Genomic DNA, 13,004 nt, shown 5'->3' with positions numbered 1-13,004 from the left:
AAGTGCTTGCAATGAAGGGATCAGTTTATTAGATTCATGATTATCAAGTAGCGGCGTATAGCGCAGTCTGGTAGCGCACTTCGTTCGGGACGAAGGGGTCGGAGGTTCAAATCCTCTTACGCCGACCACGCATGGAAAGGGTCAGCTCAGGCTGGCCCTTTTTGTTTTTTTGGTGAAACAGAGTCAGCTATACTCTGACTCATTACGGTTATATGGAATATTCCGGATGGCAGTAGAACAGGGACATTATTATCGTTGGGTCACGTTTGCGGGCATTGCCTCTTCAACAACAGCAGGGTTATTGATCGTCGGTAAGCTGACGGCCTGGCTGATGACCGGGTCATCCAGCTTGTTGGCCTCACTAACCGATTCGATGATGGATATCAGTGCGTCATTGATCAGTCTGATGGCAGTTCGCTATGCCTTGATTCCTGCTGACAATAATCATCAATTTGGTCATGGCAAAGCTGAATCATTGGCCAGTCTGGCTCAGGCGGCCTTTATCACAGGTTCCGCCATTGTGTTATTGATGCATGGTGTGGATGCTTTGGTGGATCCGAAACCTTTGCTGCATGTCACTGTCGGGATCTGGATCAGTATTGCGTCACTGATATTAACGGTAGTGCTGATCACCTTTCAAAGCTATGTGATCCGTTTGACTGGCAGTCAGGCGGTCAAGGCCGATTCGCTCCACTATCGTTCTGATGTGTTACTGAATGCTGCCGTATTATTAGCTCTGGTTTTATCGTCGCAGGGATACCCTAATGCGGATGCCATCTTTGCTATTTTATTAGGTGGGTATATTCTGTGGAGCGCGCTGCAGATAGGTTACGAGGCAGCACAAACCTTGTTGGATCGTCAGCTACCTGAAGACGAATGTCAAAAAATCAGTGAAATATGTTGTGCTGTGGCTGGTGTTCGAGGGATCCACGATTTGAAAACCCGTTTTTCTGGTCCTGTGCGTTTTATTCAGTTGCACCTGGAATTGGATGATGATTTGCCACTGATAAAGGCACATGAATTGGCTGATATAGTCGAAATGCGGTTAAAAGAGGAATTTCCGGTTTCTGATATTCTCATTCATATGGATCCGATTTCTGTTTTATCCAAAGAACATGTACATCATTAGCCATGAAACACGGTGACTAGGGAGTCATATGGCCTGCAAGAAATGTGTTAAGAAAGAAAAAGCCTGGCAAACCATTCGCGATGAAGCGGTTCGGATGGCATCAGAAGAGCCCATGCTGGCCAGTTTCTTTCATTCCACGATCATCAATCACGACAGTCTGGGTGCGGCGTTGAGTTTTCAATTGGCCAATAAACTGGGCAGCGTGACGATGCCGCCGATTGTCTTACGTGAGGTTATTGAGCAGGCCTTGCGTGCAGATCCCGATATTCTGGATGCGGTTGCTTGTGATATCTGCGCGGTCACAGAGCGTGATCCGGCGGTGAATTTTCTCTCAACCCCCTTGCTGTATCTGAAGGGATTCCAGGCATTACAGGCTTACCGTATTGCGCATTGGCTGTGGCTGCAGGGACGGCAATCACTGGCGTTATTTCTGCAACATCAGATCTCGGTAGTCTATGGTGTTGATATCCATCCGGCTGCACAGATCGGCTTTGGTATCATGCTGGATCATGCTACCGGTATCGTCATCGGTGAAACGGCGGTAGTCGGTAATGATGTTTCTATCCTGCAAAATGTCACCTTGGGTGGAACCGGCAAGGAGCACGGCGATCGTCACCCTAAAATTCGTGAAGGGGTGATGATTGGTGCCGGAGCGAAAGTTCTCGGCAACATTGAAATCGGTGAAGGTGCCAAGATTGGTGCGGGGAGTGTGGTGCTGGCACCAGTGCCACCACATACGACGGTAGCGGGGGTTCCGGCCCGAGAGGTTGGACGACCATCTACCTTAAAACCATCACTCAGCATGGAACAAGATATCTGAACGGGGCTTAAGCCCCGTTTTCTTCACCGGAGGAAACATGTTAAAGCCAATCGCCGGTATTTTGTTGTTCGGCATGTGGGTGGGATATCTTGGCCATCTGTTTTTGGGGATGACACCCTGGCCAGCAGTCGTTCTGGCGTGGGGGGCGGCACTATTGTTAGGGCCTCGTCTGGATAAAGCGGCGCGTCGGCAATGTTTGATTTTATATAGTGCTGCCGGTTTGTTGCTGCTTTTTTGCTGGATGCAGGGCGTTCAGTTTACGGCAGCACAGTTGCTGCAACCTAACATGGATATGGTGGCATTATTTACGGCGGTGAGTACGCTGAATCTGGCCACCAGCGCGTTGGCTGAGAATGAACAATCCAACTGGAAAGGATGGCGCGGCTTATTCAGTTCCTTATTTGGCGTCAGTTTTCTGGGTGCAGTCATCAATATGTCGGTGTTGTTCGTTGTCGGTGATCGACTGGCGGTCAACGGCACGTTAGAACGACGGCAAGTGATCATTCTTAACCGTATTTATTGTGCTGCGGCCTATTGGTCTCCTTTTTTCATCGCCATGGCAGTGGCATTGGCGTACGCACCCGGCATGCAGTTTTCACGCATTTTACCGTTTGGCCTGCTGGCGGCATTGGGGGCCATGGCCATCACCATTTGGGATGTCTGGCGAATTGGCATCCATGATTTTGAAGGCTACCCATTACGCTTACAAACCCTCAAATTACCGATCCTGTTATCACTGGCCGTATTGCTGGGAAAATGGTGGTGGCCGGATTTATCCATTACCGGTGTGATTGCGCTGATGGCTCCCCTGATTTCCGTGCTGTTAATGCCGAAACAACAAATGGGAAACGCCTTGAAACGTCAGGTGACGGAGCGATTTCCATCCATGGGCAGTCAGGTGGTCTTATTTCTGGGTGCGGGTCTGTTGGCCGCCGGTATTCACGGTCTGACGCAAATCTGGTCACCGGAAATACTGTTTGCGCATGTGACTCATTATGGCGTGTTTGAGGCATCGGTGGTGACGCTGGTGATTTTAGTCATTGCCTATCTCGGGGTGCACCCGATCATCATGACCTCCAGTCTGGCCCCGTTACTCTGGCATTTGCACCCGGATCCTTCCCTGTTGGGGATGACGTTTCTTTTTTCCTGGGGGCTGTCGACAGGAGCCACGCCGTTGTCAGGTGCCAATCTGGCATTGATCGCCTGCTTCAGGGTGCGGGCCTGGAACATGCTGATCTGGAATCTGGGCTATGCCATCAAAGAATGGGTTTGGCTGATGGCGTTGTATGCACTGTATGTTCGGTGTTATTTGTAATCGGATATGCAGCTTTTTGTGCAGTTGAGTTGTGCCATCGACGTTAGCAGACTATCCTAGCCGCTTAAATGAGATTGTCTGTCATGAACAGAATAGTTATATAGGTGTGTTATGTCTTTTGAAGTATTAGAACAGCTGGAAGCGAAAGTCCAATCCGCAGTGGATGGCATTAGTTTATTGAAAATGGAACTGGATGAGTTACGTTCACAAAATCAACAATTGAAAGAAGAAAACCAGCATTTACGGAATGAACATCAGGCATGGCAGGAACGTTTACGTTCTCTGTTAGGTAAGATGGATCAAATGAACAGTGATAACTGAAATAAAAACGCCGGATTTCTCCGGCGTTTTTTATGATGTGTGTTTATTCGATATCTAGAGGCTCTGGCGACAGAATAATGCCTGTCGTATCCGCATAGATATGATCTTCTGGCAGGAAAGTCACCCCACCGAAGTTGACCGGTAGTTCACTGTCGCCACTTTCTTCGTCGTCGGCACCGACCGGAATAGAAGCCAGCGCCTGAATGCCGATTTCCAGATCGGCCAGAGCATCCACTTCACGCACTGAACCGTAGCAGATAATGCCTTCCCAGCCATTGTCTGCGGCGGTCGCGGCAATATCGGCATCAATGAGTGCCCGACGTAATGAGCCGCCACCATCAATTAACAATACTCGGCCGATGCCACTTTCTTTCACGATTTGACGAATAATGCCATTCGCTTCAAAACATTTAATCGTGGTGATTTGTCCGCCGAATGAAGAGCGGCCACCAAAAGTGCTGAACATTGGTTCTACAACATCGACCTGATCTTGGTAAATGTCACAAAGCTGGGAGGTATTGTATTCCATGTGATGGGTCCAACGTGTTGACGTTAAGAGCAGTATAAGGATGCAACCGGGGAATGCAAAGCCGAACGAGATATTATTGACTTATATGACAGAAAAACGAACGAAGTGAGGAGAACGTCGCCGCATGAGAGAGGGAAATGTGATTGTCATCACCCGAGCATAGGTGTTTAATCACGGATGAGGTTACGGTGCATTAAAAATGTCTGTTTTGCGTTTTTCTTGTGAAGTTGTAGCCCACATAAAAGGAAATTTGCATCTTTATGCTGCGAGGAAGCCATGTCACACGATATATCATCAACGCCTGCCGGATTAATTCATCGGTCCTTGAATCGTCATGATTACAAAACACTCTCACTGGCTGCGTTAGGGGGAGCATTGGAATTTTATGACTTCATTATTTTTGTTTTTTTAGCTGCGGTGGTGAGTCGGCATTTTTTCCCGGCAGATATTCCGGACTGGTTACGTCAATTCCAGACATATGGCATCTTTGCCGCCGGTTATTTGGCCCGTCCGTTAGGCGGCATCGTGATGGCCCATTTTGGCGATCTGGTTGGCCGCAAGAAAATGTTTAACCTGAGTATCTTACTCATGGCGTTGCCAACTTTGCTGATGGGCTTATTACCCACCTATGAGTCGGTGGGGATCGTGGCTCCGGTCGGTTTACTGGTTTTACGTATTTTGCAGGGCGCAGCCATCGGCGGTGAAGTGCCGGGCGCGTGGGTTTTTGTGTCCGAGCATGTTCCTTCCCGTCGTATTGGATATGCCTGCGGCACACTGACGGCCGGTTTAACTGCGGGTATTTTGTTGGGTTCGCTGATCGCCACCCTGTTAAATACCTCACTGAGTCAGGCGCAGATCTTCAGTTGGGGCTGGCGCTTGCCCTTCCTGCTGGGGGGCGTGTTTGGGCTCTGTGCCATGATGTTACGCCGCTGGTTGGAAGAAACGCCTATTTTTGCGGAAATGAAGGCTAAGAAACAGCTGGTGGAAGGGCTCCCGCTCAAACTGGTATTGGGCAACAGCAAAACAGAAGTGGTGGTGTCGATGTTGCTGACCTGGCTGTTGTCGGCCGCCATTGTGGTTGTGATCCTGATGACGCCGACCTATCTGCAGAAACAACTGGCCATTGCTCCTGCTGCGGCTTTGCAGGCCAATTCCCTCGCCATCGTTGCGCTGACGATAGGCTGCATTTTCTTTGGCTGGCTGAATGATCGTTTTAACAGCGGTCTGATTTTTATCCTGGGAAGTATCGGGCTGGGGTTGTCTGTATATGCGTTCTATCATGGTGTGACGGCCGATCCTACCCTGTTGCCCATGCTGTATCCGCTGGCTGGTTTCTTTGTCGGGATCGTGGGGGCAGTCCCCTATGTGATGGTCAATGCGTTTCCTCCGGCAATTCGTTTTACCGGCTTGTCGTTCTCTTATAATCTGGCCTATGCCATTTTTGGCGGATTGACCCCTATGCTGGTAGCCTTGTGGTTGAAAAATGAACCGATGGCACCTTGCTACTATGTAATAGCCTTATGCGGTGTCGGTGTGCTGATCGGTGGCTGGTTACTGTTGCAGGAACAGCAAGCCTCAGACGTTGTGACGCAGACCAATTAAACTTTGCTCAGGTCAGCCGCTATTGGCTGGCCTGATGACAATGCAACTCCGCACCCACCTCTAAGACACTAAGATACCCACCCGAGAAGACCGCGCCACTATCCAGCCAAATACAGTTGCCTTTGCGAAAAGGGGTAGGGCGGATCGGGGTGTGGCCCATAATACACCAGTCGACCCCCTTAATCCGGTAGGCATCGGAAAGTAAATCGGTCTTATTTGCGAGCGAGATCCGCTCGCGTGACCAAATCAGTTTTTCAATCAGCCCGTCACGTTTCTTGGCCGTATATTCATCCAAGGCGGTGAGTAACTGTGCCCAGTCGTTAAAGACCGGATCGGCATGGCAGATCCCGATATGGATGTGATCTGCAGTCCAGAGATCGATGACCAGCGGTAATTGTTCCAGTCGGGGTAACCAATAGGCTTTAGTTGTTTGCTGCTGTTCTGGTGAAAGTTCGTAGAACCAATTCCCACCATTGCGGACCCAGCAATATTCTGCGAGCGATTCATGTCGCCAGGCGGAGCAGCACATTTGCTCATGGTTGCCCTGAATGGCATAAAAACCGGCTTGGTCAAGCAGGTTAAGGCATCCCAGACTGTCAGGTCCCCGATCAGTCAGGTCGCCGAGCAGGATACAAACATCACCGTTGGCGGCCGAAAACTGCACCTGACCGAGAATGGATTGCAACTGTGGCAGACAACCGTGTAAGTCGCCGACCACAAATGTTCTGCCCCGAACCTGCAATGTCTGATAAGACGGCATGATGATGCTCCGGACATCTGTTCCTTGATCCAAGCGTAGTTTATTTTTTGTTGTTTTCGCGTGTTTAGGTGGAAAAATCCTGCTCGGTGGCGAGGGGGGCTGGATGGGCTGTGTTACAGTACCACCTTTCCCCAAAATTCAGGAAATTGCATGTCATTCGGTACTGAATTATGCCCATGCGGCAGTAAAAGACCATTTTCAGCTTGTTGCCAGCCATTATTGAATGGAGAGAAAACGGCGGACACACCAGAACAATTAATGCGTTCCCGATTTAGCGCTTTTTATCGGGCCGATGCATGGGGCTACATTCTGAAAACCTGGCATCCGGATCATTGTCCTGCCGTGAGTGAAGCGGATCTGGCAGAAGAAAGCCGCTTGGCGAAGTGGGAAAAACTGGAAATCCGAGATACCAAAGTGAATGGGGAAACCGGAGAGGTGACCTTCTGTGCCTGGTATCGCGATCAAACCGGATTGCACCCACATATCGAGCGCTCCCAGTTTGTCCGTTATGAGGGTAACTGGGTGTATACCACTGGTGAATTTTTGCCCTACACCCGCACGCCTAAGATCAAGCCGAATGATCCTTGTCCGTGCGGGAGTGGGAAAAAATATAAGCGCTGTTGCGGCTGATTAATCGGCCGTGTGTTCAGTGCTGACTTCATCACCGATCTGGAAGAAATGACCGCCGGCAACATGATGGATGGTGCGTAAATCATCGGAAGGAAAATGCCAGTGGCCATGACTGAAGACACGATCATCCGCCCACGCTGCCACCACTTCACCGAGCAACAGATCATAGGTCTGCTGGGTATGGGGTTCGCGCAACAAACGACATTCCAACCAGCCGATACAGCCGTCGACCAACGGCACCTGAAGCTGGCTGGCATCGAGTTTACCGAGGTGAAAATGACTGAACTTGTCACATTCGCGGCCACTGCAGTCACCAACAGCCACCGTGAGTTGGGCCATGGCGACCGGGGGAATATTGATGACAAATTCACCCGAAGCCTCGATTAATTGTCGGGTATAGGTATTACGATCCACCACAATTGCTACTTTGGGTGGAGAAAAGTCCAACGGCATGGTCCAGGCAGCAGCCATTACATTTTCTTTGCCTGCACAGGCTGACGAGATCAACACGGTCGGGCCATGGTTCAGCAGACGATAGGCTTTCTCCAGTTCTACAATCTGGCGCATGATGTTTCCTTTGAAGAAAAAGTTGATTCAGCTTAACCAAAATTGATGGCAGCGGCTATGATGTGCGCCCAGATAGGGGACGTGTGGCCTATGGGGAACAATGATGATCCTGCTGATCGATAACTATGACTCTTTTACCTATAACCTGGTGCAATACTTTGGGCAACTGGGCGCGCAGGTCGAGGTGCGTCGTAATGACGCGGTAACCCTTGAGGATATCGCCGCTTACCGGCCTTCACATCTGGTGATATCACCGGGCCCGTGCACCCCCAACGAGGCTGGAATTTCCTTGGCGGCGATCCGGCAATTTGCCGGTGAAATTCCCATTCTGGGCGTCTGCTTGGGGCATCAGGCCATGGCTCAGGCTTTTGGTGGCCGGGTGATCCGGGCAACGCAGGTCATGCATGGCAAAACCAGCCTGATTGGGCATGATGGCAGGGGCGTTTTCCGTGATCTAAACAATCCGCTGTCGGTGACGCGTTATCATTCTTTGCTGGTGGATGAAGCCACCTTGCCACCGGTATTTGAGGTATCTGCCTGGACATTGCCGCCAGAGGGCGAGGCTCGGGAGATTATGGGGCTACGCCATCGAACGTTGCCTTTGGAAGGGGTGCAATTTCACCCGGAAAGTATTCTGAGTGAGCAAGGACTCGAATTATTAGCAAATTTCTTGCGGCAATAACATTTCCAGTGTTGGGTGCTACGGCGCATAGTGATATATTATGCACTCTAATTGATTAAAATTTCATTTTCCTGGTTTACAGTGCTAAGGAGTTTGTATGGCAGAACAGACGCAGGTGACGCGTGGTTGGTTTGATGAAGTCATTGTCCCGACTTATGCTCCTGCAGCTTTCATTCCGGTTCGTGGTCAGGGTTCCCGCTTATGGGATCAGCAAGATCGCGAATATATCGATCTGGCGGGTGGTATTGCGGTTAATGCGTTGGGTCACTGCCACCCGGCTTTAGTCAAAACCCTGACCGAGCAGGGTCAGCGTCTGTGGCATGTCAGCAACTGGATGACCAACGAGCCGACACTGCGTCTGGCTCGCAAGATGGTTGATGCCACTTTCGCGGATCGGGCTTTCTTCTGTAACTCAGGGGCGGAAGCCAATGAAGCGGCATTTAAACTGGCCCGTCGTTATGCCAAGGAAAAATTTGGTGAGCAGAAAAACCAGATCATTGCGTTTTTGCAAGGCTTCCACGGTCGCACTTTCTTTACGGTGAGTGTCGGCGGTCAGTCGCATTATTCGGATGGTTTTGGCCCACGTCCCGGTGCCATCCAGCATATTCCTTACAATGATATCGCGGCCCTGAAAGAGCTGATTTCTGATAACACCTGTGCCGTGGTCATGGAACCGCTGCAAGGCGAAGGCGGTGTCTTACCTGCCGATAAAGAATTTGCCAAGGCAGTGCGGGAGTTGTGTACCCAGCACAACGCGCTGTTGATTCTGGACGAAGTTCAGACCGGCATGGGGCGTACCGGCAGCCTGTTTGCCTACATGCAGCTTGGGGTTGAGCCAGACATCCTGACCACCGCCAAAGCGTTGGGCGGCGGTTTCCCGATTGCTGCCATGTTAACTCGCGAAGCGATTGCGCAGGTGTTCCAGCCAGGTGTACACGGCACCACGTTCGGTGGTAACCCGCTGGCGTGTGCTGTCGCTGAAACAGCGTTTGATCTGATCAATGACCCGACATTGCTGGCTGGTGTGAAAGAGCGTGAAGTTTGGTTCCGTGCCGCACTGGAGAAGATCAATGCCGAATATCACTGCTTCAGCGAAGTGCGTGGACAGGGTCTGCTGATTGGTGCGGTCTTGACCGAGCAATTTGCGGGTAAGGCCAAGGCATTTGTTGATGCGGGTATTGAGCAGGGCGTGCTGTTTCTGGTTGCTGGCCCGAATGTGGTCCGTTTCACACCGGCACTGAATTTAACCGCCGAAGAGTTTGCAGAAGGGATGAGCCGCTTTACTCAGGCTGTGGCTCAGGTGGTTAAAGCCTGATCTGTTCGGTAAAAACAAAAAAGGCTGCGCAGGCAGCCTTTTTTTATGGAGCAGCAAAAACGCTTAGCGCGTGCCAAACACCACGATCGTTTTGCCATGAGCCGTGATCAGTTCCTGATCTTCCAGCATCTTCAGAATACGACCCACTGTTTCGCGGGAGCAACCCACGATCTGACCGATTTCCTGGCGGGTGATTTTGATCTGCATACCGTCTGGATGAGTCATGGCATCAGGCTGTTTGGCCAAATTCAGCAGGGTCTGTGCGATCCGACCGGTTACATCCAGGAAGGCCAGATTGCCCACTTTCTGGCTGGTGGTTTGCAGACGACGAGCCATCTGTGCAGAAAGACGCATCAGGATCTCAGGGTTGACCTGAATTAACTGACGGAATTTTTTGTAAGAGATTTCAGCAACTTCACAAGAGGTTTTTGCACGGATCCAGGCTGAACGAATCGGGTTCTCGCTTTCATCAAACAGACCCAGTTCGCCGATAAAGTCTCCCTGATTCAGGTAAGACAGAATCATTTCCTTGCCTTCTTCGTCTTTGATCAGCACAGCCACAGAACCTTTGATAATGAAATACAAAGTTTCTGCTTTTTCACCCGCGTGAATCAGTGTGCTTTTTGCCGGATATTTATGAATATGGCAGTGAGAAAGAAACCATTCCTGTGTTGGATCGCTTTGCGGTTTGCCGATTACCATTATCTGTCCTCTTGAGCGCCGGTGTACCACCATTATCAGTGATACAGCTTTTTTATTTATTGCTATTTTGAGTCAATCGAAACATCACAACAGGATCTGTGGCGAAAATGACACAAACTCAGTGGCGAGTACGCTTCCACACAGACAAGCAGCGTGTATGCGTAAGCTCGCAATAAAGACCTAGCATAAGGTGCGGAAAAAGTAATGACAAGAGATGCTTATGGAAATAAGCCGCTTGTTACAATCATAAGCAAAATTTTTAATTTTCTGTTACATCATCGATCGGCGGAATCGTGTTTTTAGGCACGATTGTGACAGATTCATGTAATTCGCTGTATAAAATCACCACATCGCCGCGTTCCAACTGCTGTCGCACTTGAGTGACCTTTTCAGACAGTGAAAAGGTTTGTTCCCCGTAATCGGTGCCTTCACGCAGCACGAAAGATTCGATCAGGTTATCTAAAGTAGCATTGGGAAGCTGCTGCCAAGGAATGATCATAACAACCTCATATGACCCATTGTGGGGTTGGTTCCGTTTCCAATAATTCTCGCAGTACCCGCAGTGCTTTATCCAGCGAAATATTATCTGCCGGATGACTAATCGACAAACGGACGGCCTGTGGTGACGGATAGTGGGCTGCTGCAAATAATTCGGCACCGGCAACGCCGACACCTTGCTGATTAGCGGCCTGTACAAAGGCCTGACAACGCCAGTATGCAGGCAAGGGTAGCCAGGCGTGCATGCCTCCCTCCTGATATTGCACCTGATAGGCACTTAAATGGTGACGCAGGAGTTCTCCCCGTTCCCGCAATGTTTTCCGTTGTTGCAGCAACATGCGATCCGCCTGTCCGGACTGCAGCCAGCGGCAGGTCAGTTCAATCATCAGTGGTGTGATCATCCAACTGGAACCGCGTACGGCAATCGACATGGCCGTATGCAGATGCTGAGGAACCAGCATATAACCCAGACGTAATCCGGCGCTGGTATTTTTGGCAAAACTGCCCAGATGAATGACCCGTTCCGGCGCCAATTCGACCATGGCGGGAGGGCGGATCTCGGGCAGGATGCCATGCACATCATCTTCAATGATGGTCAATTGATAGCGTTCACACAGGGCCAAGATTTCTTGACGTCGAGCGAGACTCATCGTAACGGCTGTCGGGTTCTGGATGGTGGGCGTTAGATAGAGGGTGCGGTAATTCCCACTCTGGCAGGCTTTTTCCAACGCCTGAGGCAGCATGCCTTCGTCATCCATCGCCAACCCTTTGAGCTGAATGCGCAGGGAGTGAGACAAGGTGCTGAGGCCTGGATACGTCAGCCCCTCACACAACACGGTTTCACCGACTGCGCCACACGCCATCAAACTCAACAACAGGCCATTCTGGGCACCAAAACTGAAAAATAACCGCTCCGGCTGAGCGGTATCGAATCCGTATTGATGCAACCACTGACAGACAATTTCGCGCTGTGACAATTCGCCATTGACCGAGCTGTATTCCATCAGGGCGTTGATCCGGCCGGATGTCGCCAGTATGGATTCCATTGCATCGCGGAACGAGTTCTCTCGATCCTGCAGGATCGGCAGGTTCTGCCACAATTCGATCCGCGCCGGATCCGGCTGCCGGATATGCCAGCTCAACGCGGGCTCCTCAGCCGCCTCTCGCACGTAGGTTCCCGCACCGACGCGTGCGTTCACCCATCCCTGATGTTCCGCCTCGCTATAGGCGCGGGTGATGGTGCCGACGGTGACGCCGAGTTGATCGGCAAGCGCACGGTGTGTGGGTAAACGTTGACCGGGTTGTAATTCACCTTGCTCGATGGCCTGACCAATGGCCTGTGCGAGTTGGCGATACAACGGTCCCTGACCTGAAAGCTGTGGATTCCAAATTGTCATGGTGACAATAAACCTGTTGATCCTCTGAATAGCTTCAATATAACGTTAATTGAGCGATGAATGTAGTCTGATTTCGCTGTTTTTGATGAATTGTATCGAGACAATTTTGCAAGGAGCAAACCGATGGAACAAAGCCTGTTATTGTCGCTGATCGCTTTTGCCTGGATCACCTGTGTCACGCCCGGCCCGAATAACGTCATGCTGACCGGTTCTGGTGCCCGTTTTGGTTTCTGGCACTCAATGCAACATATTGCCGGGATCAGTGGTGGCTTGGTCTGCATGTTGTTGCTCATGGCATTGGGGGTGGGCGCACTCTTCCAACAATGGCCGGTGTTGCAGTTGCTGCTAAAGATCGGTGGATCCGCGTATCTGCTCTATTTGGCCTGGCAGATCGCGCAGGCAGGGGTGCCTGAACTGAATGCCTCTTCTTGTCAGTCTGGCATCAAACCGTGGCGTTTTCATCAGGCGGTGTTGTTCCAGTTTATGAATCCGAAAGCCTGGCTGATGAGCCTATCGGCCATCGGCAGCTTTACCCTGTTGGGCGAACAGTATTGGTCTTCGGTGATTTGGGTCTTGGCGGTGTTTGCACTGGTGGGATTAAAAACCAGCTCAATGTGGACGCTGTTTGGCGTGAAGGTCGGGCAGTGGCTGAAAACCCCTCGCGCCTGGCATTACTGGAATCGAAGCATGGGGATGTTAACGGCACTGTGTGTGGCGTTGATCTGGTTTGAATAAAC

Annotated in this window: 15 protein-coding genes and 1 tRNA gene; 10 read left to right on the top strand and 6 right to left on the bottom strand. The window is 50.8% G+C overall.

Annotated features, from left to right (window positions below):
* Positions 1 to 51 precede the first annotated feature (51 nt).
* The 5 genes from H027_RS0105660 (at position 52) to H027_RS0105640 (ending at position 3,585) form a co-directional block, all read left to right on the top strand.
* A tRNA-Pro gene (locus tag H027_RS0105660) sits at positions 52 to 128 on the top strand.
* A gap of 98 nt (positions 129 to 226) precedes the next feature.
* The gene (gene fieF, locus H027_RS0105655; RefSeq protein ID WP_024871535.1) at positions 227 to 1,129 is read left to right on the top strand and encodes a cation efflux pump FieF; all 903 of its coding nucleotides are present in this window, start codon (positions 227 to 229) and stop codon (positions 1,127 to 1,129) included.
* 28 nt (positions 1,130 to 1,157) lie between these two features.
* Entirely contained in the window at positions 1,158 to 1,949 is a 792-nt protein-coding gene (gene cysE / locus H027_RS0105650; RefSeq protein WP_024871534.1) for a serine O-acetyltransferase, read from the top strand.
* 37 nt (positions 1,950 to 1,986) lie between these two features.
* Positions 1,987 to 3,264 carry a hypothetical protein gene (locus tag H027_RS0105645; protein WP_024871533.1) on the top strand — a complete coding sequence of 426 codons (1,278 nt, stop codon included), beginning with the start codon at positions 1,987 to 1,989 and terminating at the stop codon, positions 3,262 to 3,264.
* Between the two features lie 111 nt (positions 3,265 to 3,375).
* Complete coding sequence (locus tag H027_RS0105640; RefSeq protein WP_024871532.1) at positions 3,376 to 3,585, top strand: cell division protein ZapB; 210 nt, start codon at positions 3,376 to 3,378, stop codon at positions 3,583 to 3,585.
* A gap of 43 nt (positions 3,586 to 3,628) precedes the next feature.
* On the opposite strand, the gene rraA is transcribed toward H027_RS0105640, so the two are convergent.
* Positions 3,629 to 4,114 carry a ribonuclease E activity regulator RraA gene (gene rraA, locus H027_RS0105635; protein WP_024871531.1) on the bottom strand — a complete coding sequence of 162 codons (486 nt, stop codon included), beginning with the start codon at positions 4,112 to 4,114 and terminating at the stop codon, positions 3,629 to 3,631.
* A gap of 276 nt (positions 4,115 to 4,390) precedes the next feature.
* Between rraA and H027_RS0105630 the strand changes: the two genes are divergently transcribed.
* On the top strand, positions 4,391 to 5,716 hold the full coding sequence (locus tag H027_RS0105630) for an MFS transporter (protein WP_038149189.1): 1,326 nt from the start codon (positions 4,391 to 4,393) through the stop codon (positions 5,714 to 5,716).
* Positions 5,717 to 5,735: 19 nt separating this feature from the next.
* On the opposite strand, the gene H027_RS0105625 is transcribed toward H027_RS0105630, so the two are convergent.
* Positions 5,736 to 6,476, bottom strand: a complete 741-nt coding sequence (locus tag H027_RS0105625; RefSeq protein ID WP_024871529.1) for a metallophosphoesterase — start codon at positions 6,474 to 6,476, stop codon at positions 5,736 to 5,738.
* Between the two features lie 150 nt (positions 6,477 to 6,626).
* On the opposite strand from H027_RS0105625, the gene H027_RS0105620 reads away from it, so the two are divergent.
* Complete coding sequence (locus tag H027_RS0105620; RefSeq protein WP_024871528.1) at positions 6,627 to 7,106, top strand: YchJ family protein; 480 nt, start codon at positions 6,627 to 6,629, stop codon at positions 7,104 to 7,106.
* Here the strand turns inward: H027_RS0105620 and H027_RS0105615 are convergent, their stop codons facing one another.
* Entirely contained in the window at positions 7,107 to 7,673 is a 567-nt protein-coding gene (locus tag H027_RS0105615) for a flavin reductase family protein (protein ID WP_024871527.1), read from the bottom strand.
* A gap of 103 nt (positions 7,674 to 7,776) precedes the next feature.
* Here H027_RS0105615 and H027_RS0105610 point away from each other — a divergent pair, with 103 nt between their 5' ends.
* Positions 7,777 to 8,355, top strand: coding sequence for an anthranilate synthase component II (locus tag H027_RS0105610; RefSeq protein WP_024871526.1), 579 nt, complete (start codon positions 7,777 to 7,779; stop codon positions 8,353 to 8,355).
* Between the two features lie 97 nt (positions 8,356 to 8,452).
* Positions 8,453 to 9,670, top strand: a complete 1,218-nt coding sequence (locus H027_RS0105605) for an aspartate aminotransferase family protein (RefSeq protein ID WP_024871525.1) — start codon at positions 8,453 to 8,455, stop codon at positions 9,668 to 9,670.
* A 63-nt stretch (positions 9,671 to 9,733) separates the two neighbouring features.
* On the opposite strand, the gene crp is transcribed toward H027_RS0105605, so the two are convergent.
* The 3 genes from crp to H027_RS0105590 form a co-directional block, all read right to left on the bottom strand.
* Positions 9,734 to 10,372: a cAMP-activated global transcriptional regulator CRP gene (crp, locus tag H027_RS0105600; RefSeq protein ID WP_024871524.1), complete on the bottom strand. Its 639-nt coding sequence runs from the start codon at positions 10,370 to 10,372 to the stop codon at positions 9,734 to 9,736.
* 259 nt (positions 10,373 to 10,631) lie between these two features.
* Positions 10,632 to 10,871 carry a YheU family protein gene (locus H027_RS0105595; protein ID WP_024871523.1) on the bottom strand — a complete coding sequence of 80 codons (240 nt, stop codon included), beginning with the start codon at positions 10,869 to 10,871 and terminating at the stop codon, positions 10,632 to 10,634.
* Between the two features lie 7 nt (positions 10,872 to 10,878).
* Positions 10,879 to 12,267, bottom strand: a complete 1,389-nt coding sequence (locus tag H027_RS0105590; RefSeq protein WP_024871522.1) for an aminotransferase-like domain-containing protein — start codon at positions 12,265 to 12,267, stop codon at positions 10,879 to 10,881.
* Positions 12,268 to 12,390: 123 nt separating this feature from the next.
* On the opposite strand from H027_RS0105590, the gene H027_RS0105585 reads away from it, so the two are divergent.
* Positions 12,391 to 13,002, top strand: coding sequence for a LysE family translocator (locus tag H027_RS0105585; protein WP_024871521.1), 612 nt, complete (start codon positions 12,391 to 12,393; stop codon positions 13,000 to 13,002).
* Positions 13,003 to 13,004 lie beyond the last annotated feature (2 nt).

This window comes from Tolumonas lignilytica (genome assembly GCF_000527035.1).
Classification (GTDB): domain Bacteria; phylum Pseudomonadota; class Gammaproteobacteria; order Enterobacterales; family Aeromonadaceae; genus Tolumonas; species Tolumonas lignilytica.
Note: the sequence above shows the minus strand (reverse complement) of the source record. Positions and strands in the feature narration are given on the sequence as shown.